This is a genomic window from Longimicrobium sp., from assembly GCA_036377595.1.
In the GTDB taxonomy this organism is placed as follows: domain Bacteria; phylum Gemmatimonadota; class Gemmatimonadetes; order Longimicrobiales; family Longimicrobiaceae; genus Longimicrobium.
The window spans coordinates 1-23,204 of sequence record DASUYB010000007.1 but is presented as its reverse complement, the minus strand read 5'-3'; the positions used below and the strand labels follow the sequence as shown (position 1 = coordinate 23,204).

20 protein-coding genes are annotated in these 23,204 nt (G+C 67.7%); 12 read left to right on the top strand and 8 right to left on the bottom strand.

Annotation, left to right across the window (positions count from 1 at the left end):
* Positions 1 to 1,078: 1,078 nt before the first annotated feature.
* Positions 1,079 to 2,440 (top strand): GAF domain-containing sensor histidine kinase, encoded by a 1,362-nt coding sequence (locus tag VF092_01295; protein ID HEX6745920.1) that lies wholly within the window; start codon positions 1,079 to 1,081, stop codon positions 2,438 to 2,440.
* Between the two features lie 308 nt (positions 2,441 to 2,748).
* Here the strand turns inward: VF092_01295 and VF092_01290 are convergent, their stop codons facing one another.
* From VF092_01290 to VF092_01275, 4 genes are read right to left on the bottom strand one after another with little or no spacing between them, the layout of a single operon-like run.
* Positions 2,749 to 3,138 carry a hypothetical protein gene (locus VF092_01290; protein HEX6745919.1) on the bottom strand — a complete coding sequence of 130 codons (390 nt, stop codon included), beginning with the start codon at positions 3,136 to 3,138 and terminating at the stop codon, positions 2,749 to 2,751.
* Positions 3,135 to 3,515, bottom strand: a complete 381-nt coding sequence (locus VF092_01285) for a hypothetical protein (protein HEX6745918.1) — start codon at positions 3,513 to 3,515, stop codon at positions 3,135 to 3,137. The genes VF092_01290 and VF092_01285 overlap by 4 nt, the downstream gene beginning before the upstream one ends.
* A gap of 17 nt (positions 3,516 to 3,532) precedes the next feature.
* Positions 3,533 to 4,201 (bottom strand): hypothetical protein, encoded by a 669-nt coding sequence (locus tag VF092_01280; protein ID HEX6745917.1) that lies wholly within the window; start codon positions 4,199 to 4,201, stop codon positions 3,533 to 3,535.
* Between the two features lie 47 nt (positions 4,202 to 4,248).
* Positions 4,249 to 4,944, bottom strand: coding sequence for a hypothetical protein (locus tag VF092_01275; GenBank protein ID HEX6745916.1), 696 nt, complete (start codon positions 4,942 to 4,944; stop codon positions 4,249 to 4,251).
* Positions 4,945 to 5,716: 772 nt separating this feature from the next.
* On the opposite strand from VF092_01275, the gene VF092_01270 reads away from it, so the two are divergent.
* The 4 genes from VF092_01270 (at position 5,717) to VF092_01255 (ending at position 10,607) form a co-directional block, all read left to right on the top strand.
* On the top strand, positions 5,717 to 6,661 hold the full coding sequence (locus VF092_01270; protein HEX6745915.1) for a hypothetical protein: 945 nt from the start codon (positions 5,717 to 5,719) through the stop codon (positions 6,659 to 6,661).
* Between the two features lie 824 nt (positions 6,662 to 7,485).
* Positions 7,486 to 7,962: a hypothetical protein gene (locus tag VF092_01265; protein ID HEX6745914.1), complete on the top strand. Its 477-nt coding sequence runs from the start codon at positions 7,486 to 7,488 to the stop codon at positions 7,960 to 7,962.
* Positions 7,959 to 9,509 carry a relaxase/mobilization nuclease domain-containing protein gene (locus tag VF092_01260; GenBank protein ID HEX6745913.1) on the top strand — a complete coding sequence of 517 codons (1,551 nt, stop codon included), beginning with the start codon at positions 7,959 to 7,961 and terminating at the stop codon, positions 9,507 to 9,509. Before VF092_01265 ends, VF092_01260 begins: the two co-directional genes overlap by 4 nt.
* Positions 9,510 to 9,548: 39 nt before the next feature.
* Positions 9,549 to 10,607, top strand: coding sequence for a hypothetical protein (locus VF092_01255; protein ID HEX6745912.1), 1,059 nt, complete (start codon positions 9,549 to 9,551; stop codon positions 10,605 to 10,607).
* Positions 10,608 to 10,723: 116 nt separating this feature from the next.
* Here VF092_01255 and VF092_01250 read toward each other — a convergent pair whose 3' ends face one another.
* Positions 10,724 to 11,329 carry a hypothetical protein gene (locus tag VF092_01250; GenBank protein HEX6745911.1) on the bottom strand — a complete coding sequence of 202 codons (606 nt, stop codon included), beginning with the start codon at positions 11,327 to 11,329 and terminating at the stop codon, positions 10,724 to 10,726.
* A gap of 270 nt (positions 11,330 to 11,599) precedes the next feature.
* On the opposite strand from VF092_01250, the gene VF092_01245 reads away from it, so the two are divergent.
* The 4 genes from VF092_01245 to VF092_01230 all read left to right on the top strand — a co-directional run bounded on the left by VF092_01245 (position 11,600) and on the right by VF092_01230 (position 15,439).
* A complete protein-coding gene (locus VF092_01245) occupies positions 11,600 to 12,802 on the top strand; it encodes a DUF6615 family protein (protein HEX6745910.1) in 1,203 nt (400 codons plus the stop codon).
* Positions 12,803 to 12,818: 16 nt separating this feature from the next.
* Positions 12,819 to 13,256 (top strand): hypothetical protein, encoded by a 438-nt coding sequence (locus tag VF092_01240; protein ID HEX6745909.1) that lies wholly within the window; start codon positions 12,819 to 12,821, stop codon positions 13,254 to 13,256.
* 442 nt (positions 13,257 to 13,698) lie between these two features.
* Positions 13,699 to 14,100: a hypothetical protein gene (locus VF092_01235; protein ID HEX6745908.1), complete on the top strand. Its 402-nt coding sequence runs from the start codon at positions 13,699 to 13,701 to the stop codon at positions 14,098 to 14,100.
* The gene (locus tag VF092_01230; protein HEX6745907.1) at positions 14,087 to 15,439 is read left to right on the top strand and encodes a hypothetical protein; all 1,353 of its coding nucleotides are present in this window, start codon (positions 14,087 to 14,089) and stop codon (positions 15,437 to 15,439) included. The genes VF092_01235 and VF092_01230 overlap by 14 nt, the downstream gene beginning before the upstream one ends.
* 441 nt (positions 15,440 to 15,880) lie before the next feature.
* On the opposite strand, the gene VF092_01225 is transcribed toward VF092_01230, so the two are convergent.
* On the bottom strand, positions 15,881 to 16,120 hold the full coding sequence (locus VF092_01225) for a hypothetical protein (GenBank protein ID HEX6745906.1): 240 nt from the start codon (positions 16,118 to 16,120) through the stop codon (positions 15,881 to 15,883).
* Between the two features lie 599 nt (positions 16,121 to 16,719).
* On the opposite strand from VF092_01225, the gene VF092_01220 reads away from it, so the two are divergent.
* Together VF092_01220 and VF092_01215 are read left to right on the top strand one after the other, a co-directional pair.
* A complete protein-coding gene (locus VF092_01220) occupies positions 16,720 to 17,784 on the top strand; it encodes a hypothetical protein (protein HEX6745905.1) in 1,065 nt (354 codons plus the stop codon).
* 117 nt (positions 17,785 to 17,901) lie between these two features.
* Positions 17,902 to 18,639 carry an energy transducer TonB gene (locus tag VF092_01215; GenBank protein HEX6745904.1) on the top strand — a complete coding sequence of 246 codons (738 nt, stop codon included), beginning with the start codon at positions 17,902 to 17,904 and terminating at the stop codon, positions 18,637 to 18,639.
* 120 nt (positions 18,640 to 18,759) lie between these two features.
* Here VF092_01215 and VF092_01210 read toward each other — a convergent pair whose 3' ends face one another.
* Positions 18,760 to 20,667, bottom strand: coding sequence for an Ig-like domain-containing protein (locus VF092_01210; protein HEX6745903.1), 1,908 nt, complete (start codon positions 20,665 to 20,667; stop codon positions 18,760 to 18,762).
* Between the two features lie 604 nt (positions 20,668 to 21,271).
* Here VF092_01210 and rho point away from each other — a divergent pair.
* Entirely contained in the window at positions 21,272 to 22,450 is a 1,179-nt protein-coding gene (rho, locus tag VF092_01205; GenBank protein ID HEX6745902.1) for a transcription termination factor Rho, read from the top strand.
* 195 nt (positions 22,451 to 22,645) lie between these two features.
* On the opposite strand, the gene VF092_01200 is transcribed toward rho, so the two are convergent.
* Positions 22,646 to 23,204 (bottom strand): sulfurtransferase (locus VF092_01200; protein ID HEX6745901.1); only part of this gene is annotated, 559 nt, incomplete at its 5' end.

Here is a 23,204-nt window from a genome sequence, read left to right as displayed (position 1 = left end):
CATGCCTGTTGCTGAGTCAATGCACATCGAAAATCCGTGTACAACAGAAAATCGGTGAATCCAGTGTTTTGAGCGCGAAAAACCCAGGATTGGCGCCAATCCTGGGTCTCGCATGTAGCCGGAACTGTCGAACGCCTGCACGGAGTCACAGAAGAAAACGGCGCGGGTGCCGAAAACCCTTGTAAATCCTTGATGTTCCGGAAGGGCCTACCGGACTCCCCGCGCCGAAATGCCGCGTTTTCGCGGTAAACCTATCCCACAACCTATCCCACTTCCACCCCATCCGTCCCCGACTTCCCGCAGGCCGGCCACGCGGCCACGCGCCGCAGCGGAGCAGGGTGCACAACTGAGGGAGAACACAGGCGAACGAACGGATAGCAGCCTTTTTCCATTCGCGACAGCGCCCCAAACCCCGAGAGTCCGCCGACGCCTTGCGCAAGCATAGGCGCCGGGGGCTTTCGGCCGTCAATGCGCGGGGTGTCCGAAAATCCAAAAATCGGAACGGCAGGCTCGGGGGGGACAAGCCCCCCGCTCGCCTGCCGTGCAGGGTTTCCCTGTGCGGTCAAACCAGCTTTCGCGGGCTTTGCCTGCGGCCAGTGTTCGACGCTCGCTAGTATCGGTATAGGGACGCTGCTCGCAGGTAGATCTGCAAACGAGCATCCGTCGCCCCCTCCCACCCCGAGGGGATCGGCATCAGCCTTCGCTTGCGGTCCATCCCTCTGGCTTTGAAGCACAACCATCCATGCCGCAGTTCGTCCCTCACCCGCGTCACCCCCCGGCTGTTCGGCGTCGGGCGGACTTCCCAAATCGTCCACGTAACGCCTTCCGCGTCTGTGATGATTCGTGTAGCCAACTCTCTATCAACCCGAACGCGGTGGAAGGGCACCCAGCGACAACGCCACCGCAGAAGGTGTGCGAGCGGCGCGACACAATCCCCGCACCGGGGCGCGCTCGGTCTCCACACAAAACGTTCGTCCAGCCGGTCCGCGACTTGCGCAGCGATCACCGTTCCGTTCGGGTGGGCGCCAACAATCCCCCCTCGCACGGCGTCCCGCGGCACGTGCAACCTTAATTGAGCATGAGCGATGCGCCACCCGCCATGGGGTTGAGAGACGAGTCTCCGCGGGATCTCCGGACTCGCTTCGCGTTCCTCGCCGAGGCGAGCCGCATCCTGGCCGAATCCCTCGACTTCGAGACCACCCTCGCGTCGGCCGCCGCCCTCGCGCTCCCGCACTTCGGCACCTGGTGCATGGTGGACTTCGTGGAGCCCGATGATTCCATCCGCCGAGCGGCCATCGTGCACCCTGACCCACGGAAGCAGGAGAGTGCGCGCACGTTCTACCGCGCCAATCCCCCACAGGGCAGCGCCAAGCTCGGCGCGCCCCGTGTGATTCGCAGTCGCGAGTCGGAGTTCGCCATCGTGCACCACGCGGACGGCAGCGAGGAGCCAGCCGGTGCGGAGGCGGAAATCCTGCGGACGCTCGGGGTGCGGTCCTCGCTCATCGTTCCCATCTGTGCGCGCGGTCGGGTGCTCGGTGCGATCACCTTCGTCTCCGACCACCGTCGCGACTATGACGACGCAGACCTGATGCTCGCGGAGGATCTGGGGCGGCGCTGCGGCATGGCCATCGACAACGCGCGGTTGTTCACCGAGGCTGAGGTGGCACGACAGGCAAGCGAGGCGGCGCGCGACACAGCACGGCGAGCCGCTGAGGTGGCGGAGGAGATGCGGCGGCAGGCCGAGGAGGCGAACGCCGCGAAGTCGGCTTTCCTGGCGACGATGTCGCACGAGTTCCGCACCCCCTTGAACGCGATTCTCGGCTTCGCCGACCTGCTCGACCTCGAAGTGACGGGTGAGCTCACGGAGAGCCAGCGGGCCCACCTCGCGCGGATCACGGCCGCCGGCAGGCACCTGCTCGGGCTGATCGAGGGCATTCTCGCTTTTTCTCGGCTGAACGCGGGGCGCGAGGACGTCACGTTGGAGCCGGCGGACCTGTGCGGCGTCGTCCGCGAAACCGCCGAGTTCCTCCTGCCGCTCGCAACCTCGCGGGGCCTCGCGCTGCGCGTGGGCACGCCCGAGCCGCACGCCATCGTGACGACGGACCCCGGAAAGGTCCGCCAGATCGTCCTGAACCTGTTGTCGAACGCCGTGAGGTTCACCGACGCGGGCGAGGTGAGCGTCGAGCTGGAGCTGGATGGAGACGCGGCCGTCGTTCGAGTCCGTGACACCGGGATCGGGATCGCACCAGAACACGCCGAGCGAATCTTCGAGCCGTTCTCGCAGGTGACACATTCACTGACAATGCACCGCGGCGGCACCGGGCTGGGGCTCACCGTGGCGCGCCAGCTCGCACACCTCCTGGGCGGCGACGTGGAGCTCGTGAGCACTCTAGGGCAAGGGAGCACCTTCACCGTACGTCTTCCAGCACATGCCGGATGATTTCACGCGAAGCCGATTGGGGGAGACGGCGCCGATTGCCGCACGCAACGCCAAGCCGCTGACGCCTGCCGCCAGCAGGCGCCGGGGACATTCGGCCGTCTATCGCGAGCCCCGCGCGAACTCTGCCGCGTCTGGCCCCGCGTCATCCTCTCGACGCGTCACCACCCCCGCAGGTTCGCTGGAAACGTCGGATCGGCTGGCGACACGCGGGCGCAGGGTCTCAATGCGGGCAAGCGCGTCCATCCACTCGGCCGAGTGCAACCGCTCATCCGCGCCGCTCTCCCCGTCCGTGTCAGCGTCTTTGCGCTTCATTCGTCACCGTTCCTTGGGTCAGAAGGGCCATCCACCAGGAAGAGAACTTCCGCAATCGGCCACGCCTCCATTAGAGGCTCGCACAACTCGGGGCGCTCGTGCTGCTCGACCCACAGCCCGAACACCATCACCGTCACTACCTGCAACCCCGACAGCCCGCCCCACGGCCATTCCGGAAACGTGTGCGGACCCCGGCTGTACTGGAGCGGCGTGCGGAGGCACAGCCGCCCGGCGCGCTTCAACAGCTTTCGCCGCCTGCGGCGATCCATCGCGCGGAGCTTCGGAAGTATGTCCACGCCGTAGAAGCAGATAGCCGCCTTCGCCGCCTCGCGTTCGTCGGCCGCGAGCGGTGGCGGGTCCGAGGGCCGACGCCGTTTCGCGCTCACCTGACGAGCGCACGAACGGTCCGCACCCACTCCGGCGGGAACATGCCCGCCTGCCGGTACGACGCGTCCACCGCTTCCAACAGGTTCACGAGCCCCCGGTCCGGATTGGGGAGCGTCACCACGTACCGCCGCAGTTGCGCCGCGATTAGCTCCGGCGGCGTGCGGTGCACGCCCGCCTCGCTGTAGTACCACTCCCGCACCCGCGCCACCGTGCGCCCGTACGGCTTGGTGCCTTCTAGGAACTTCGTGAGCCCCGAGGGCGACATGCGCACCTTGCGCGCGGTCGCGCGCAACGTTGTGCGCGCTATCTCGTTCTCCAGCGCGATCCGGAACCGCTCCAAGTCCTCCGGCGTGGCCTCCGGTGCGCGCCGAGCCATCCCCACGCTCCCCATCGTCAGTTTCCGGCGCCGTACATGAAGCAGCACCGCAGCGGCGCGCGCAGCAGCGGCCCGGCAACCTGCGAATAGACCTCCGATTCCGGATCGCGGCCGAACCATTTCAGCACCGGCACGACCAGCCCGCATGCGGTGGCCCGGTAGAGCTTCCGGCCTTGCTCATGCTTCCCGCACGGCTCCAGCGGGCGCGCTTCCGCGAGCCCGGCCGAGACCAGCTCGTCCAGGTGCGCCGTCCACACGAGCCGGTAGGGGCGCCCTCCGCTACGGTTCCACTGTTCGGACGGTTCCTTGACCTGCTCCACCCCAAGCCATTCGCCGGGCGCGTCACGCAACACGTCCAGCGCCCATCGCGCCCCTTCGGACGCGTACACGCCCGCCGGTTCATCCGGCGTGCGCGGAGGCTCGACACGCGGCGGTTGCTCGCGCAGCACCGCCGCGATCCCGTCCATCCCCGATTGCGTGATCCGGTACAGCCGCGCGGGCTCAGAGGCTTGCGGGAGACTGGCCGCGTGGCCGTCTACACGTCCTTCCCGCTCCAACTCACAAAGCAGGTCCGCCCACGTGTACGGCCCGGCCAACAGGTTGAAATCGTACGGGTGCGCCCATCCGTAGACGCTCCGCACCCGGTAGCCCGCCGGAAGCACGACGAGTTGAGCGAGGAACGTCAACGCGCGCTCCCGCCGTTCGCACGGGCACCACACCCGACGGCGCGGCGTCACTCGTCCTCGTCAAACTCGTTGGCGAGATCATCCGACCGGGGCGCGCGCCAAGACAGCAGCGTGACCGTTCGGCCCGCTTCCGATACGCGCCAGTACACCACCGGCCGGTCCCGCCCCCACGCCAGCTTTACGTCCCGCTTTTCCGCCAGTCCGACGGTGGCCAGCCACGTCAACTCCGTTGAGTCGAGGCGCGCCAAGTGGCGCGCGCCGCGCGCGTTCAAGCCATCGACCAACAGCGTCAACTCTCGCCCCGTGTGCCAACCCCACTCCCCGAAGCGCTTCCGTTCCCCTGATTCGTACGCGAGGCGGAGCACCGTCAGCGCGTTGCGCGGGCCGGGCGCCAAGTAGACCGGCGCGGGCTTCTCAGCCGCGCCGGGCGCCCGCACTCGTTCGTATGCGTCTCCCCACGTCTCGGCCGACGCCCGCGCGCCCGCGTCGGTGATCCGGTAGACCCAAACAGGTTTGCCAATCCCGCCCGGAGCCACGTTCACCCGGTCCACCAGCCCCATAGCGCGGAGCGCTGGTAGCTTCTCGTCGAGGTGCAGTCGGGTCCCGCGCTCCACGTCGCGCAGGTGCGCCCACCCACTCACCCCGCGCAGCGTGTAGCCGGCACCATTGGCGGCCAAGCGCGCGAGGTATCGTGCAGCGTTCGCTAGGGAGCAGTCCGAGATAATCCGTTCGTCGGTAGCCATGCTCCACGTTACATGACCACCGGCGCCTTCTCCGATGCGGGCTTCTGGCGGAAAGTAGGCGCGGCGATACTCCCGCCGTAGCGGGCTGTCGCAGTGCGAACGGGCTATTAGTGATGCTTCGTGGCGGAAAGGGAACGGTGGCAGAAAACCGCACCTCAACGCGACACTTCTTTCGTCTATCTGTCGCCCATGTCACGCAGATACGCTAACGGTGGCCGGAATCGGCTTCTCAAGGAGCCTGTACCGCCACCGCGCACAACGATTTGTCGAGAGGAGAGCCCCGGCACGCGAAACGCGGTAGCGCACCAAAAGACCGGCCTTTACCTTGTTCGCCCGTTACATATCCACAGCGACCTAAAGGCGTGTATCAATGCCGAAGGATGCGAAACCACGAAACAAGGCTGGACAGCCCGCCCGCCAAGGGCCACATCACCAGATACCCGCGCCGCCCCTATGGCCGCGAAACGATTGGTCCATTCTCGATAGCCCCTTTGGGGATGATCTCTCTACCCTTTTGTGGCTCCGCGCCCGCACTATCCGCCTTTGGGCGACGACCCCGGAATCGAACCGGGCGAGTCTGTTCGCGCGTCCATCCATCGAGTTTACGCGTTGGGAGGAAGAAACAGCGGAAAAGTGCACGGGAATCGCTTCGGCCCTTCGTACGCTGGGCGCAACTGCTCGCTATCCCGAGTTGATCCGAGGCTCGCCGGTTTCGGCGGCATGCAGCGAGGTTAGCAGCTGGGCGGACGACGCCGGGAGTTTGGATGTAGCATTGGAGTTTGCCGAACTCGCCGCATTGGCTGATCCCGAGGCGCCCCGGCCCGCTGCCGATGCGGGTCATCTATCGACCCGTGCCGCCGCCTACGATCGAGCTTGGGTGTGGCTCACGCGAAGCGTCAACTTCGCGCGCAGAGCAAAAGACTGGGAATGGTACGTCCGCGCGCATATCCGATTTGGAATCATGCTGTACGAACTCGGCCAACATGCGAAAGCACGGCCCCATTATTGGCGCGCCACGCAGGCCGCATTGTACAGCGGGCGTCGCACTCTAGCTGGTAAAGCGCAACATGATTTGCTGCTAATCGAAGCCGAAGCCGGTAGCTATCTATCAGGTGAAAAGTGCGCCCGGCTAGTGTTGGAGTATTACCCTCGCGTCTACGAACGAATTCCCCATTTCGTACACGACTACGCGTATCTACTCGTCCGGCATGGATTTTTTGGTCCTGCGCTTCCACTCGCCGAAGCAGCGCTAGCATGGATTACAAAACCCTATGAACGCATAGCCGTACTGGCCACAATCGCACGCGCTGCGGCGGGTGTTGGCGACCGAAGAAAGTACGACCAAGCTACCAGCGACCTCCTTCAGCTTTCGCAGGAGACAGAAATTAATTCCGCTGCGGCGCTGGTCGCGGCAGCCGAGGGGGCTGCGGTATGGCGGGAGTGGGAACCGGCTCAGCGACTCGCGTCGCAGGCGCGGGAGATAGCGAAACGGCGCCGGGAAGGTGATCCGCTGCGGCGCTCATTGGCATTGCTCGCGCAAATCGAGCACCGGGAGGCGCCTGCACCGGCCCAAGCGCCTCCCGCCCTTGCGCGAATTAGCGACACGTCGGCCGCGTGCTTGCGACGGCTGAACAGCCAGCGCGCACCCAAGCGCGGAACGAAGGCACGGCGCATCGTAACCGCCGGGATGGCTGTTTCTACGGCGTCGTCCCCGTAGGGCAATCCGTCCGGCCCCCAGACCCTAACCCCCCTCCTCCCCGCTCGTCTACGCAGGTTGTTGTTGTGGTCGTCGTGTTCACTCCATCACCGCCCACCGTCGCTCCTCCCGACCCGAGCCCGCCACCTGGCGCGACTACGCCGCCGGACCCGAGTCCCCCGCCACCATCGTAGCGGGGGCCGCGAACCGCCGTCTCTGGACCCGTGACTTTCCCGCCATCCGCGCAAGCGGAAAGCGCAACGGAAAGCAACACCCACGCAACCGTGCGGCCGACCTGATTCATTCTGCCCCCCCGCGTACGTAGTGAATGGAAAAAGTGAGCAACAAAGCCAAGTTTAAGCCTGACCACACGCTTTACGCCAGTTACGCAGACCTATTAGACGGTATACCCGCCGCCGCTCTCTTTCGGACTCGGTGAGCACCGGCCACGCGCCGACTCCCCCTCGCGACCGGCTTCCCGGCTTCCCGCCTTCCCGACTTCCCGACTTCCCGGCTATCGCCGGGCCGCCGGAGGTGCCGGGGCGCTACGCTCCCCCCCGGCGCAGTAGCGGCGGGGGGCTCCCGCCGCCGCTGGTTTCGCGTGCCACGAAATTCCCCGCCCGTCTCCCGATCCCACGCCCACTTTGTCTCGTTCAACATCTCCTTCCCCCGGTGTCAGGGTATCAGGATGTGCGGCCCCGATGCGCGGCGCCGAACACCGAGAGCGAGCAATTGTGATTGCATATGCCCCTCCGACTCGCTCCGCTCGCTCGGGGCATATGCAATCACTCGCTCGGTTTTCGCTTCGCTCAAACGGAACAGCACCCCCAACACCCCCGGGCCAAGTGGCACGCAGGACCATCCGCAAGCTCACCGTCTGGAGTAGCGACGAGTGGCGCCGCGTCGAGGACGCAGCCCGCCCGAGCGGCGTCCCGCCGCTCCGCTTCGTGCGCGAGGCCGCGCTAGAGAAGGCCGGGAAGGGCGCGGCGCCGTCGCGGCGCCGCCGCCGCCGCGCGGACGAGCTGGTGCACCAGCTCGCGCGCGTGCTCAACAACCTGCGGCAGCTTCACCGCGTGGCCGAGGACGATTGGGACGAGGACAGCGCGCGGCTTATCGCCGCCGTGATCGCTGCGGTGGAGGCGGCGACCGCCGCCCCGCCGGAGCGTGGCCCCGATGCCGCCGCCGTGCTGGCGGAGGTCCGCGCCGCTGGCGCGGCGCTCAACGAGTTGGCGCACAGCGCCAACGCCGCCGAGTACGTTCCGACCGAGGGGCCGGAAGTGCTCGCCGCCGTCTACGCGGCCGTGCGCCGCTGCCTGTCATGATCGGGAAGGCGTACAAGCTCGGAACGGGCTTCAAGGCCCTTGCCGCGTACTTGGAGTACGGGCGCCGCGACGGCACCGAGCGGGACCGCGTGGATTGGGTGGAGACGCGCAACCTGCCGACCGAGCACCCGCAGGCCGCCGCGCGGATCATGGTGGCGACCGCGCACGACAGCGACAGCGTGCAGCCGCCGGTCTATCACTTCTCCGTCAGCTTCGACCCTGACGACCCGCTGAACCGCGACACCATGCGCCAGGTCGCGGACCGGACGCTGCGCGGCCTTGGGTTGCAGGACCATCAGGTGCTAATCGTCGCGCACCGCGACCGGGCGCACGCACACCTGCACTTCATGGTCAACCGCGTTCACCCCGAGAAGCGCACCGTCTGGTCCAACTGGAACGACTACGCGCGCATTGAGAAGGCCATGCGCGAGCAGGAAGCCGAGCTAGGCTTGCGCATCGTTCCGGGCAAGCACGCAGCCGTCCCCGAGCACGCGCGCGACCGCGCGCCGCGCCAACCCGCGCCCCGGCTCGCGCGCGGAGATTCCGCGTTCGTGGAACGCGTGCAGCGCGAGGCCAGGCCGCACCTGATGGCGGCGCGCTCATGGGTGGAACTGGAGCGAGCGCTAGGCCAGCACGGACTATCCGTCCGGACCGAGGGCCGGGGGATGGTGGTGACGGACGGGGTGCACAAGGTCAAGTGCAGCGAGATCGACCCCGCCGCGTCCCGCGCCAATCTGGAGCGCCGCTTGGGCGGTCCCCTGGGCGAGTACCGGGCGCGTCAAGCCGTAGCCGGGCGCACGCTGGACGAGCGGGCCGCGCGGGTGGAGTCCGCGTCACAGCTCGCCGCCCCCAAGGCCCCGCCGATCCCCGCGCCCGAGACGCGCGCGCGCGCCGCCCGCAGCGTCCCCCCGCTGGACGAGGGGCGCGCCGCTCCTGCCCGTCCGTCACTCGCGCCGAGCCGCCCGCCGACGCCAGCGCCGGCGGAGCGGTCGCCCGCCGCCGCGCCGGCACCGCAGCTGCCCCGCCGCCCTCGCACGTACACGGAGACCGGGCGCGACTTCGCGCAGCACGTGCGCGCGCTCTACGCCGATCCAGCCGCCGCCCGACGCGCCTTCCTCGACGCGGCCGAGCGGCGCGGCCCTGAGCGCGCCGCCGCATCGCTCCGGCAGCAGCCGGAGCACTTCGGCGCGCTCCGCCCCGGCGCCGATCCCGCTCGCCGCGCGTCGGCCGCACTCGCGGGCTACGAGTACACCCGCCACCGCGCCGCACGCCTGCGGCCCGCGCTCCTGCAGGCCGCGCAGCTGCTGCGCGATTCCGCGCGCGCAGGCCCGCACGGCGCGGGCGACCTGCGCGAGGCCGCCGCCGTCCTCGCGTCCGCGCAGATCGGGCGCGCCGTGGACGGCGACCAGCTTGTGCGGCGCCTCGCTCCCATGCTCCCGCGCTCCGCCGCCGGGCTCGCACGTCAGGCGGTCCGCATCGGGCTCGAGCTTGTGCGCGAGCAGGAGCAGGAGCGCGGGCGCGAGCGGGAACGCGGCCTGAGTCTCTGACCCCCACCCCTCCCATCCCGAAAGGAGCAGTTACCCCGCATGACCCGCCACACCACCCGTGAGCGCCGCATGTACGTAGCCGCGGCGCGCCTGTACGCCGCGGCGTTCCGCACCCTGTACCTGTTCCCGCTTCACTCCCGCCACGACTTCCGCATAGGCGCAGACTTCGACGACGACGACGCGCTAGGGCGGCTCTCATGGAACCCGACCACTTACGGCCCGTGCCATGAGGGCGAGGATGCGGACGGCAATGCCGCCTATGGCGCGGCGCTGATCTACTGGACCATGCGCCGCCGCCGCCCGCGTATGCTGTTGTGGGAGGCCGCGCGCGCGATCCGCAGCGAGTTGGAGCGGCGCAAGGCCGCCGGGCGGCTCTCGGCCGCACAAGGCGAGGCACACCGGGCCGCCGATGCGTACGCGTGGCTTCACGAGCCGCGCGAGGAAGCCCGCCACAAGGTGCGTGACCTGATCTACGTTGCCGGGCACGTCTACGACGCTCCCCGGCGCGCCTGCCGCGCGCTGCTGCACTCCGTCCGCAGGGACGGCGTGGAGCGGACGCGCGCCGTCCTGGAGCAGAGGCCGCAGACCTTCGGGCCACTCATCCGTTCGGCGGATTACTCTTGGCTCCGTGTGGTCTCCATCCCGACCACCGCGCACGCCCGCAAGGAAGAACTTCCGCGCCTGCTGCGCGTCTTTGACGCGGCGGCAGCGAAGTGGAGCAAGCGGGCCAAGGCCGGGCCTACCGCGCGGTCGCTCGCGCGGTGGAACGAGGCGCTGGCTCGCGCGAAGGAAGTGCCTTACCCCAACCGCCGTGGCGAGCCGTTGACGGAAGCCGCCCGCGTGCTCGCCATCCTGTACCGGCGGCGCGCGGTGGACGACACCACGACGAGAGGGCGCAAGGCCCCGCCCAAGATCGAGGACCAGCTAGCCGTCATGCTCCCCGCCGAGGCTGCCCCGCTCATTCGCGAGGCGATCAAGCAGAGCGCGAAGCATTCCGGGGAGGATCCCATCTGGATTCGCGGGCAGGGGATGGAACTGGAGGTTGGCCGAGGGAGGGAGCGGCGCCGCGAGCGGCAAGGCCCGGGGCTCGACATTTGACGCACCGTACGAAGAGCAGGAGCAACGCCCCGGCTGCTTATTTCCGAGCAGCCGGGGCGTCCTTGTTCAGAATTCTGCGGGAGCGGCCCTGCGGAGAGGGCCGCTGATACCGAAGCTCATTCTTCTTCACGCTCATGTTCGTCACCTCGACTGCTTCTCGTACGGAGATATTGCTTGAGTGCCGCCCACCCAGCTCGAAGGTCGATGCTGAAACCAAATGCCCCGGGTTCCAGCTTCACTATCTTGGATGCGCGGGCGATGGCGTCAGTTCGCATTGACGCTTGAACAATTGCAAACGGATCTGCCTCACCGTTTGAGGCCGCCGCAGCGATTTGGTTGAACAGAGATCGTAGTTTGGGAGCATAGGCTCCATCGTACGAAGAAGATCGATCAAAGTGAAATAAGACCCATGAATGGTGGCGGGGATCGAATTCGTCAAAGTCCGTATCAATCATGAGCATCGCAGGAGTCTGGCGCAGTTCGAGAATTTCCTTCTCAGTCCATCCCTTTTCGAGTACGCTCGTGTGAGTTGCGGGAGCATCACCGGGAAAGGGGATAACCACTGCTCCGGCATTACCAAGGTTGCGGGCGAATCGCTCCAGTTCTGTTCTGACCTGATCAGATAATCCGTGCTGAGCCTCGATGTAATCTTCGAACAGCAGAAAGAAGAGGCATCTGGTTCGGCCTCTGACTGTTCCCATGTAGCTGTGCGTGATCCACATTCTTCCGTATTGTCGATGTGGGTGCCACTGCGTTTGCCGAGTGGCCTAATCACTGTCCTAAATAGACCGAACTCCGATACGCGCGCAAGCGTTTCGTGGTGATCGACCCGGTTGCAGCGGGTTTACGGCAACAGCGCGGGTTGGCGTATCCCGCGTTGCGTAGGGGGCGAGAGATACCCCCTTGTCTCTGGACTGCTCGGTGCCGTAAACTCCCGCGCGTTGCTTTCCAGCAGGCGGAACCGTTCAATTTAACTTAACCCTGTTTCCGACATGGTTACCATTTCTCAGCAGTTGGAAAGCCTCCACGGCGCGCTACGAGCCTTATGCGTTGTCCAAATATCTCCGCCTGCCGAAGATTCGGCAGAAGCAATTTACCGTGCTCAAATGCTTGAATGTATTGCGCATCGGGACATTGTTCGGATTGTCCGCGCGCTCCAAACGATCCAAACTGACGTTCGACTGCGCGAGTTTGAAGAGAATTACTTGGCGCATCTGTCGCGAGTCTACAGTGATCTAGGGGACCTGTTGGACGACAATTCGGCGTTTTCGTGGTTATTGGTGAATTCGGTGGAGATGGAAAGGCTACGCCCTGTTTTCATCGCCAACGTGGCCGCTCTCTTCGCAGAACTTCTTGCGGCCGCAGGTCTCCGGGGGCACTACAGCCGCGCACGCAGAAGTAGCCCCGAATCAGCATGCCTGGTCGTGAGCGAACTTGCCGCAGAGTTAGACGCGTGGCTTCGTCGCCAGCCCAAGGTTCGAGAAGAGTCGATTACGGATTGGCTGCTATATCAATTGACCGAACGTGCGTCGTGGATCAAATATTATCAGTTTCCGCGACACGAGGAGGCGAGAGAAAGTGGCGCTGATTGGGAATGGTGGCTAATTTCGGATCGAGAATCGTTTGGAATGCGTGTACAAGCAAAGAATTTATGCGGCCACGATGACTCATATCCGCAGATAGCTTACGCAAATCGCCACGGGTTGCAAATAGAGAAACTAATTGAGGCAGCCCGCCGGTTCAACGTCCTCCCGCTCTACGCGCTCTACTACACATCCCCAACCTCTCCTACTGTTCGGTGTCACGATCCTTCGGATGATGCCGGACCATATGCCGTTTTTTTGACTGACGCCATTCTGGTTCACCAAAAGTACGTTCTCAAAGGCCGTCAGCGTATTACGTCGGCACAGTTGCTTGCTGATTCATGCCCTCTCGCGTGTCTGTTCTGCTGCGCAGCGGAAGCGCGTGACAACGCGGCTCCGTTCGTGGGTAAAGTGTTCGAGTTCATCCGGCGTTACTTTGCGGCTGCTGCCAATGTAGTCCCTGGACTGCATGAGCAGCCTCCGCCATATGTTGAAGCTCTTCTCCAAGCCACTGAGGACGAAGTGCCGACTTGGATCTCAACTGAGTTTGGGGAACGCCTGCGGAACGTGAGTGCCGTTCTCACGTTTGACCTTCGCACCCCCAGCAGGTAAATAAGGAGCCTCTCCGATGCGCCTAGATATGGGGTTGTTTGACCGCTTGTTCGGGAAGAAGGCCACTATTGAACTTCCGTTGCCCGACGGCGGCGTGCGACGGGTCCGAGTTTCTGTTCGGTGGCTGCGCGAGATGGAGCGCCAAGGCAAAATTAGCCCGGTGAATAGTAAGAAGGCAGTCAAGGTTCATATACTCGATCCACAGGCGGGCCTTGGTGCAGCACTTGGCCTGTCCGAGACGGATGCTGCGGACCTCGGAATCACTGTCGCAGCAGATTCGTACCGAATCGAGGAATGGGTTGTGGGAGAGCATATCTCCGCCGAGCAGTATTCCAGTTTCCGTGAGGCAGGTACAGGTGACCTATTTGTGTTCATCACCTACCGCGATGGACAACGAAGCACGCACGTAGTGCGGCCCGAGGTTTGGAAGGCTGCGCGTGAGACAATGCATTAGGTCCACGGCAAAACACACCCCGACGAACCCGCTTGGGCGTCTCCCCCGCTGCGCGGGGGCCGGGCTTCGCGCGCAGTAGGGCGGCAAACAACGCCGCCCAACTGCGCCGAGCCAGCACCGCCACAAACAGCCGTGGCGGCACTGTCTCGGCCCTGCCGGGCGCGAATCCCTGACGCGGTCGATCACCGCCCTCATACCTTCGGGTCGGCGGGGCGGTCGCGCCTTCGGCGCGCTGTCTTTGTGGGGGGCAGCGCCCCCCACACCCCCACGTTTCGTCATCGGGGGGTGCAGTGGCGGGGCGGACGACGGCGCGTGCTGGCGGGCGCGGTGCGACGGCAGCTGGCGGCGGCGAAACACCCCGGCGCGGTCGGGCGGGGTATCAGGGTTAGCAGCCCCCGCCGTCATTGTGCGGCACGATCCGCCCCGGATGCCGGTTCGCCCCATGCACGACCAGCCCACCGCCGCAGAGCTTCCGGACGACTGGCGCACCCTCGCCGCGCAGCAGCGGCGCCTTGGCGCGGACGCACAGGCCCGCATCTTGGAGTTCTGCGCCGACGAGCTCGCCGCCGCGCTGCGGCGCGGCGGCGACGAGTTGTTGAGCCTCGCCCGTGCCGCCAAGGAGTCCGGTTACAGCGTGGACCACCTGTCGCGCCTGGTGCGCGAAGGGACAATCCCAAATTCCGGCCGCCCTTCCAAGCCCCTCATCCGCCGCGTTGACCTGCCCGTAAAGCGTAGCCGATGCAAGGAAAAACCTTGCGTTAGCACGAAAAATGCTTATATTACAGGTAGGCTCTTCCGGGACATCATCCACTCCAAATACGGAGCCGATGATGCCCAAGACTAAGCGGCGGCCACTGGCCGCAAAGAAATGCTGGTCCGAGTCCCTTGGGGTGTACGGGGCCAAGGTCCGCGTTGCCGAGCGGGAACCCGGCGGGGTGCTCTACCTGCTCTGGCTTGACAAGCGAGGTAAGCAGCTAAAGCGGAGCCTTGGGCACCGCGACCGCCGCGAGGGCAAGCGTCAGGCGCTTGCGGCGGCTACGGCCTTGATGGAGGCCAGCGCGACGTCGCGTACCGTGGCGTTCGCGTCGATGCTGCCGCACGAGCGCGAAAGGGCGGCTGACCCGGCCGTGCCGCTCACGCTGGCGAAAGGGGTGGCGCTGATGTTCGATCCGCAGCGCGGCGCCTACGCCACGGTTACGGAGCACGTGAGGCAGGCCAAGCGGTACGCCGAGGCGGCGGTTGAGGTTCTTGGGCCGCGCCTGACGTGGGAGGAATTCACGCCGGGCGAGATGATGTTTCTGGTGCGCCAGATGGCGCAGCGGAGCCGCGACGGCAAAGGCGCGGTGGCGGCGGAAAAGACATGCGTGGTGCTCTACGCAATCGCCTCTTGGCTCCGTCAGGAGGAACTGATCCCCGACACCGCCGCCATCCCCAAGCCGCGCTGGAAGGTGCGGCTACGCGAGGAATGGCGGGCGCTCACCGGCCACCGGGTGGAGGTCAAGCGGCCCCGCCACGACGTGGACGAGGTTGCGGCGATCTTCGCCGCGCTCCCCCAGGGCGACCCACGGTTGCGGCTCCTGATCGAGCTTGCGGCGGAACTCCGCGCCGGGCAGGCGGTGCGGGCCAAGCGGTCGGACTTGATCCTTGATGCGGTTGGGGGCTTCGGACTCGGCCGCTTCATCGTCCACGGGAACGGGAAGAAGCACGGGGAGATTGTGGACCTGCATCCCGAGCTTCGCGCGCTGGTGGACGAGGTGCTTTCCACTGGCTACCTGTCCGAGGCAGAAGCCGCGTACCAGTGCGGCGAGATTCCAGATTACTACCTGTTCCCCGGGGGCAAGCTTAGACGCGGCTCCGTGCCTCCAAGCCGCGCGACGGAAGGTTGCCTGTCTGACTGGACCCTTCGGGGGCTGTTCAAGGCTCTGGAGGCGATTGCGGGGATTCCGCACAAGCCGGGACGCGCGCTGTACGGGCTCCGCAGGCAGGCGACGGACCTTGCGCCCGAGTTCGCGCAGGACGCACAGGTGCTCAACCGCATCTCCGGCCACACCGACAGCGCCACGCGCGAACGCATCTACCAAGACCCGAATAACGAGCGGGTGCGGGCCAAGGCGGCGGAGGCACGCCGCAGCATGCGCGCCTTTCTTGCGGACGGCGACCGTCGCCAGAAGAAGGCCGCATGAACCTATCCCACATCTATCCCACCCCTTCCGGGGGCCGGATTTTGACGGGTGGGGTAAGTTGCAGCAGAAGCGCAACTTAGCGATGCACGAGACGGCTAGCGGAAGGTGTGGGAGGGGTGACACGGAGGAAACGGAGGTAACGGAGGGCAACTGTGCGGCGGCAGGGATCGCCGCAGGACTGACACGCAAATCCGGGAATTGGTGATGCACAGGATCCGTCCCGCGCTGACGTCATCCTGAGGCCGGCCAGACCGTAATCAGCGTCTGCGCAAGAGCTTGCAGGCCGAAGGATCTATAATCGCGTCAGCACGAGATTCGATCGAACGCACCAATACTCCACCCGGAATTTGGGATGCGAGGAGGGGGAAGACGCGTGCGGCGTCTTCCCCCTCTCTTCGTAATCTCCCGACCCGTCTCCTCCCGGCCTGGACCGCTGGTACGTCAGGGGTCGATGGGGTCGATGGGAGGGTCGCAGGGGTTCAGCGTCTCCGGCGGCGAGGCGCACTCGGGGCAGGTGTACACCGGCTCGCAGGTGGGGCCGTACTCGGGCCCGGTGTAGCAGGCGGAGACCCAGTACGTGCCGAGCTCGTTACCGCGCACGGTTCCGGTCCGCATCGTCTCCCGCGCGGTGGGGAACGACTCCACGCACAGCGCTTCGGGGCACAGGCGAAGCTTTCTCATGACATCCTGTCCTGCAGAAGAGAAGAGGCTGCGTCGCGGCGCCACCAGAGCGCCCGCGCGGTTGCGGCCGACGGTGACGCTCGACGGGTGGGCGAGAAAAGCGTGCTTCACGGAGATTGTAGGCAAATCACATTCAAGTCAAGAAATGGTCGCAAACTGGGACGTGGAAGAGGGGCGAGGACGAAGCGCTCCTCCCTGCCGCGGCGGACTCGCTGGACGCAGACTACGAGCGCCAGCGCCAGTCTCTGAAGTCGCTCCCCGACGAGTTCGAGCATTGACGGTCGGGCCGGCCGCACGCCTGTCCGCGCGCGGATGGGCGGGTGGGCGGGGATACGCGGGAGGATTCCGGCCCCGCGCCGATTCCGCCGGCTCCGTCCGCCCGCCGTCTTCCGTTGCGGGATGTCCCGCTGTGGCCGTGGGGTCCCGCGCGAGACGCAAACGGGTGGCGCGCGTAATCTGGCCCAAGTGGTTGATGGAGATTATCTTTCCAGCGCCGGCTCCCGCATCCCCAACGCGGTCCGGCGTTGCACCCTCTGTCCGCGAACGTCCTTTCGCGCATCCGCTTCCATCCCGCGACACACCCACCGCATCATTCCACCATGCCCCTCGTTGCCTGCTACAACTGCGGCGGCGCCATGAGCGACCAGGCCGCCGTCTGCCAGCGCTGCGCCGCGCCGTCGCGCCTGCGGCAGCCCGCGCCGGCCGCCCCGCGCCCGGCCTCGGGGACCCTGCGGTTCGCGCAGGTGGCGGCGCTGGCGGGGTGCGTGGGTCTGGCGATCCTGGCACCCCCGGACCCCACGGATCCCATCGCGACCGGTGCCAAGTGGGCAGGCTACATCACCGGAGCCTACGTCGTGGGGCCGCTCTTCGTGAGCACGCTGCTGCTGGTGTGGCTGCGCTGGACGCGGCGGCTCATCCCCTTCCTGGCGTTGGGCATCTCCGCGCTGACCTACCTGGCGGCCTTCGGCGCCCAGGCGCGCGCGGAGAGGAGCGGCGAGGTGAGCGCGCTCCGCCCGGCGGCGTCCGCGCCGGCCGACACCGGCACCGGCGCCGCCGTCCCGGCCGACGTCTTCGGCCCGCCGCCCGCGTCCACGCAGGGGAAGATGATGTGGGTCACGCGGCGGTACATGGCCGAACGGCAGGAACACATGCGCCGGGTGGCCGCGCTGTACGGCGTCGGCCGGGCGGGGCCGCCCCCCGCGTGGTCGACCACGCGCTACATGGCCGAGGCGGGCACCTACGCCGGAATCGGGCAGTACTGGGAGAACGCCGGCGCCTACGCGGCCGAGATGGAACGCGCCCTTCCCGCGTGGAGCGACTCGACGCTGCGCGCGCTGGGGCGCGAGGCGCGGCTCCCGGCCGCCCAGGTCGAGACGATGGTGCGCGAGCGGACGGGGGAGACGGACGAGCCGGGCCCGGGGCGATGGGAGCTGGAGGGCGCGGTGGCCGCCGCGGCGCTCGCGTACCACCGCTACCTCGTGTCCATCGATCCGCGCGTGAGCTACGACGCGGGAAGCGACCAGGCGCTCTTCCAGAGCGAGGGCGAGGCGGCCGAGGCACAGCGGCTGTCCGGCCGCGTGGACGCCGCGTCGCGCGCGCTCGATGCGTACATGGAGCGCCACCACCAGCCGACGAAGACGCTTCCCGGCGAATCCGGGGATTGAGCGGTGACTGCTCGCACCCTCGGCCGCGACCGGATAACCATCTCCCGATCAGACGTTTGTCGTCCGCGGCACGTTCGCCGGGGTTTCGGCCGATCTACCTCTCCATCCGTTGATCCCGTGATCTGCTCGATCTTCATGCGCCGCGCGCTGCCCGCGCTCGCCGCGGTGTGCGCGACCGCCGCTGCCGCGCGGGCGCAGGACTTCTCCGGCACCGGGCGCGACCTCCGCTTGTCGGCGCTGCTGGACTCGGCGGCGCTGGTGCGCGCCGCGGCGGAGCTTCCTGAGGCGGAGCTGCCGCGCGGCGTGCCGCCGATCTTCGTCGTCACCTTCGACAGCACGGGCACGGCGTCGGAGGTGAAGCCGCTCTCCGACCGCATGCCCGCGAGCTACGCGGAGCCCGTGATGGCGGCGCTCCGCGCGAGCGTCAGGCCGCAGGCGCCGTTCGCGCGGCCACACCTGGTGTGGGTGCGGGTGGTCACCGGCCCGCAGGCGCGCGTCGACACCCCGCAGATGGTCGAGACGCAGCCCATGCTCGTCAACCGGGGCGAGGTCGCGCGGGCGGTGGACCGGGCAACCGCTCAACACACGCGGCGGCTGCAGTCGATGCCGATCCGCCGCTACGTGGTGACCGTGAAGTTCCGCATCCAGACAGACGGCACCCCCGACCACGCCAGCGCCACGGTTCTCCATTCGTCGGGCGATTCCAGGCTGGACGCCGCGTCGCTGGACGTGGTGCCGCGGATGCGATTCCGCCCCGCGACGATCGAGGGCATGCCCGTGCGCGTGTGGGTGACGGTCCCCATCACCTTCGAGATCCCCGCCGAGCGGCCGCGGTCCACGCGCCCCCGCTCGTGAGCCGCCGCGGCTGAGACAGCCGGGCGGGAGGAGCAGAAACGTCCGGGGCAGCAGGCGGTGCAGTCCGCTCTGCTGCCCCGGGCGTTCATGGCCGACGCGGAGTCGCTGCTTCCCGGCCGCCTACGGTGCCGTGACCACGACCGTGGTGGGGTAGGGGACGCCGGCGAGGTCGTCGGTGTAGAGCGTGCGCCCGTTCCCCGCCAGGTCGCGCAGGTCCACGTACCCCACGCGCCACGTGCCGACATCCGCCGCGTCGAAGTGCTTGGTGCAGTGGAGGGTCAGGCTGGGCCCCGGGGGCCCGTCCACGGAGCAGTAGCGCGCGTCGCTGTCGTCCGCGTTCAGCAGTTGCAGCGAGATGTTCAGCATCCCGGCCTGCGCGTCCGTGGCCGTGACCGTGATCGACAGGGAATCCGTTCCGTTCCCCACCACCGTGCCGGGCGCCATGGAGAACGCGGTCAGCACGGGGTTCGTGTGGTCCGGGTTCGGGCTGATGACGGCGAGGGTGCTCGGCCACCCTTTCGCCGCCAGGCCGGACGGATCGAACGAGGCCCTTCTGCCGTTCAGGTCCTCGATGTCCACCCGCGCGAGCCAGTCGCCCGGCGACACGTAGTCGGGAAACACGAAGCGGCAGCGGAAGATCCGCTCGCCGGGGTTCGGGCCCGGCACGCTTCCGTTGGTGCCGCACCCCACCGCCTGGTTCGGCCAGGGGCCGGAGAACCGCACCTCCATCTGCGCGACCCCCACGCCCGAGTCGGCCGCGACCACCTCCACCTCCACGGTGTCGGTTCCCGCGTGCGCCGTGTCGGGCGAGAAGCCGAAGCCGAGCAGCAGCGGCGGCGACAGGTCGTAGTCCATGTGATGGACGAACACCGCGGCCGGCGCGCCCGCCGCCGTCAGGTCCTGGTGGAACAGCTCGCGGATCCCCGCTCCGTTGCCGGTGACCACCCCGGTCACCGCCCAGATGCCGCCGGTGGTCGATTCCCGCGCCGTGATCCCGCAGCGGTACACGCCGTCCGCCGCCGTCCCCGAGACCCGCGCCGCGATGCACTGCTCCGGGCCCACCGCGAAGGTCACGGCGGACGACAGGCCGGCGTTCCTTACCCGCGCCTGCATCCACGCCGTGTCGGCCCGCAGCGTCGTGATCGTGGGCGGGAGGATGTCCAGCCGCACGAAGGTGGGCGGCGGCGGCCCGGACGACACCTGTACCGTCACCCGCCCCGTGCGCGCGCCGCTGGTGGCGGTGATGATGGCCGTTCCCGTGTCGACCGCCGTCACCACCCCGCCGGCGTCGACCGTGGCCACCGCCGGGTTCGACGACGACCAGGCGGCCGGCACGCCCGGCACTACCGAGCCGGTCACCGTGTGCACGGTGTCGTCCATGCGCACCGTGTCGCCCACCTGCAGCGACGGGGCGATGGGGAACAGGCTCACCCACCCGTCCTCGCTGGGCACGCGCGCCGCCACGTAGACCAGGAACTGGAAGGTGCCGACGGTGCTGGGAACGTTGAAGCGCCACTCCTTCTTCCCCGTGGTGTCGCCGGGGAGCAGGATGCTGGCGTAGAGGAAGTACGGCTGCGACGACGCCGTGAACGCGTCGATCCCGTCGGCGTTGGCCACGCTGACCTCGCCGGTGCCGCTGGTGGTGGTGGGCCCCGACGCGAAGAACACGCGCGACCCGCCCACCGGCGTGAACCCGTCGCTGGTGCCCAGCGGCTGCATGGTCAGGTTCTCCAGCGTCACGTACGAGCGGAAGATCCCCACGCCGTCGTAGCTGGTGCCGCTGGAGGCCAGCCGCACGTTGGTCCCCTGGCCGCCCAGGATGGCCGCGGAGACGCCGGCCGCCGCCATCGGGGCCGGCGCGCACGCCAGGGTCCCGGCGCGGACGTCGGCCGTGCAGCGTACCGCCGCCACGGCCGAGGGGGGCAGCGGCGGCGCGACGGCCGGGATCGCGGCGGGGTTGCGGTCGGTGCAGGCGGCAAGGGCCAGCGTCAGGGCGCAGGCGGCCGCGGCCAGGCGGGGTGGGCGCATGGGGTGAGGGCAGGTGGGCGGGAGATGGAAAGCGGCCGGAGCCGGGCGGGCGACGCCGTTTTCGGCAACCGGCGCACGACGGCGGGAGTGCGCTGTATCATGATGCGCAATCCGTTGCGCCATGGCAAGTTGTCGAGAAACATCCTGCGGCGCGCACGCCTCACTGCTGGGACGCCCCGGTCCCACTGGGACATTCCGCTCCCGACGGCATCCCCCGCATTGACGGGGGCGCCGGGCACCAGGGAACGGGGCGCCGGGCCAACTCGACTCCATGTGACGCGGGAGCCGTCTCCGCCGTCAAACCGGCACACGGCATGAAAAACGGGGTGGGGACGGGCGTGGGGCGGGGACCGCGAAGGGAGGCGGAGGCAGCGATCCATTGGCCGCCTTGCGTTTCTCGGCCATTCCGTTATCTTCCCGTTGCCCGCGCACACACCGGCCGTCGAATTCCTCCCTGTCGCCTTCCGCGGCACGCAACTTGACGTAGCCAGCGCGAGCCTCTCTGACAAAGCCCACACACGAGGAGACGGGCACCATCCACTCTTCCGGCACTCCGCCGGCAGCGTCTTCGCGTCCCTGGAACGCAATTTCTGGAAAAAGCTGCATGACCATTTCCGCACAACCCACCGCCGCGGAGCGCGAGCCGCGCCCGGCGACCGACCCGGCGGCGTCGGGGCTCCTCGAGATCCTCCCCAGCGGCAGCGGGTTCCTCCGCACGCTGGCCAACGGTTACCAGTCCGCCGACGGCGACGTGTTCGTCAGCCAGTCGCTGATCCGGCGTTTCGGCCTCCGCACGGGCGACCGCGTGGAAGGCTCCATCGGCACCCCCCCGGGGCGCGGCAAGAGCGCCCCGCTGGATGCCGTCTTCTCGGTCAACGGCCTGGACCCGGCGCACGCCCGGGGCCGCGTCGACTTCGGCTCGCTTCCCGCGACCTATCCCGACGAGCAGCTCCGGCTGGAGTGCGAGTCGCAGCGCTTCCGCGGGCGCAAGGACCACACGAACCGCATCATCGACCTCATCGCCCCGCTGGGGAAGGGGCAGCGCGCGCTGATCGTGGCCCCGGCCAAGGCGGGGAAGACCACGGTGCTGCAGAACATCATGGAAGGTGTGGCCGTCAACTATCCCGAGGCCGTCCTGCTGGTGCTGCTGGTGGACGAGCGCCCCGAGGAGGTCACGGAGATGGAGATGCTGGGGCGCGGCGAGGTGATCGCCAGCTCCTTCGACTGCCCCGCCGAGCGGCACGTCGCCGTCGCCGAGATGGTGCTGGAGCACGCCCGCCGCCAGGTGGAGAGCGGGCGCGACGTGGTGATCGTGCTGGACTCGCTCACCCGTCTTGCCCGCGCCTACAACACGACGGAGCGGGGGACGGGGCGGATGCTTTCCGGCGGAATCGACAGCGGCGCGCTGGAGAAGCCGAAGCGCTTCTTCGGCAGCGCGCGCAAGGTGCGCGGCGGCACGGGGAGCCTCACCATCATCGCCACCGCGCTGATCGACACGGGGAGCCGCGGCGACGAGGTGATCTTCGAGGAGTTCAAGGGCACCGGCAACAGCGAGATCGTGCTGGACCGCGAGCTGGCCGACAAGCGCATCTTCCCGGCGATCAACGTGGAGAAGAGCTCCACCCGCCGCGAGGAGCTGCTGTTCGACCCGACCGAGCTGGAGAAGGCGCAGCAGCTGCGCCGCGCCCTGCACTCGCTGCAGCCCGCCGACGCCATCGAGCTGCTGAACAAGCAGCTGAACGACACCAAGACCAACCGCGAGCTGCTCGGCCGCCTGCGGTAGTCATCTCATTCGGCTGAATATGACGAGAGGACGGCGCCCGCGCGGGTGCCGTCCTCTTTCTCGTATGCAGTATTCGGTGTGCCCTGATTTGGTGCGGGGCACGCTCTCTTTTGGGCTCACGCAGAGTCAGCAGAGTCAGCAGAAACAGCTGCGTTTTAACTGCTGACTCTGCTGACTCTGCGTGAGCCAAGTCTTTTACGGCTTTTCGATGGGGAGGCGCACCGCGTTGCCCCACTCGGTCCACGAGCCGTCGTAGTTGCGCACCTTCGGCCAGCCGAGCAGGTAGGTCAGCGCGAACCAGGTGTGGCTCGACCGCTCGCCGATGCGGCAGTAGGCGATGGTCTCCTCGCCCGGGTTCAGGCCCAGCTGCCCCTCGTACAGGCCGCGCAGCTCCTCCGCGCTCCTGAACTCGCCGGTGTCGGGGTTCACCGCGCGCGCCCACGGCATCGACTTGGCGCCGGGAATGTGGCCGCCGCGCACCGCGCCCTCCTGCGGATACTCGGGCATGTGCAGCTTCTCGCCGCGGTACTCCTCGGGGCTGCGCACGTCCACCAGCTGCCCCTTACGCCCGATGTGCGCGAGCACCTCGTCGCGGAAGGCGCGGATGCGTGAATCGTCCCGCGACGGGGTGGGATAGCTGGAAGGCGGGTAGCTCGGCACCTCGGTGGTGGTGGGCCGGCCCTCGTCGTCCCACTTCTTGCGACCCCCGTCCATGATCTTCACCCGGTCGTGGCCGAACAGGCGGAAGACCCAG

What these genes read in the sequence shown, in the direction of transcription:
- VF092_01225 (HEX6745906.1), bottom strand. Translation starts at nt 16,120, where the DNA reads ATGAGAAAGCTTCGCCTGTGCCCCGAAGCGCTGTGCGTGGAGTCGTTC.
- VF092_01255 (HEX6745912.1), top strand. Translation starts at nt 9,549, where the DNA reads ATGACCCGCCACACCACCCGTGAGCGCCGCATGTACGTAGCCGCGGCG.
- VF092_01220 (HEX6745905.1), top strand. Translation starts at nt 16,720, where the DNA reads ATGCCCCTCGTTGCCTGCTACAACTGCGGCGGCGCCATGAGCGACCAG.
- VF092_01240 (HEX6745909.1), top strand. Translation starts at nt 12,819, where the DNA reads ATGCGCCTAGATATGGGGTTGTTTGACCGCTTGTTCGGGAAGAAGGCC.
- VF092_01275 (HEX6745916.1), bottom strand. Translation starts at nt 4,944, where the DNA reads ATGGCTACCGACGAACGGATTATCTCGGACTGCTCCCTAGCGAACGCT.
- VF092_01235 (HEX6745908.1), top strand. Translation starts at nt 13,699, where the DNA reads ATGCACGACCAGCCCACCGCCGCAGAGCTTCCGGACGACTGGCGCACC.
- VF092_01250 (HEX6745911.1), bottom strand. Translation starts at nt 11,329, where the DNA reads ATGTGGATCACGCACAGCTACATGGGAACAGTCAGAGGCCGAACCAGA.
- VF092_01285 (HEX6745918.1), bottom strand. Translation starts at nt 3,515, where the DNA reads ATGGCTCGGCGCGCACCGGAGGCCACGCCGGAGGACTTGGAGCGGTTC.
- VF092_01245 (HEX6745910.1), top strand. Translation starts at nt 11,600, where the DNA reads ATGGTTACCATTTCTCAGCAGTTGGAAAGCCTCCACGGCGCGCTACGA.
- VF092_01260 (HEX6745913.1), top strand. Translation starts at nt 7,959, where the DNA reads ATGATCGGGAAGGCGTACAAGCTCGGAACGGGCTTCAAGGCCCTTGCC.
- VF092_01295 (HEX6745920.1), top strand. Translation starts at nt 1,079, where the DNA reads ATGAGCGATGCGCCACCCGCCATGGGGTTGAGAGACGAGTCTCCGCGG.
- VF092_01230 (HEX6745907.1), top strand. Translation starts at nt 14,087, where the DNA reads ATGCCCAAGACTAAGCGGCGGCCACTGGCCGCAAAGAAATGCTGGTCC.
- VF092_01210 (HEX6745903.1), bottom strand. Translation starts at nt 20,667, where the DNA reads ATGCGCCCACCCCGCCTGGCCGCGGCCGCCTGCGCCCTGACGCTGGCC.
- rho (HEX6745902.1), top strand. Translation starts at nt 21,272, where the DNA reads ATGACCATTTCCGCACAACCCACCGCCGCGGAGCGCGAGCCGCGCCCG.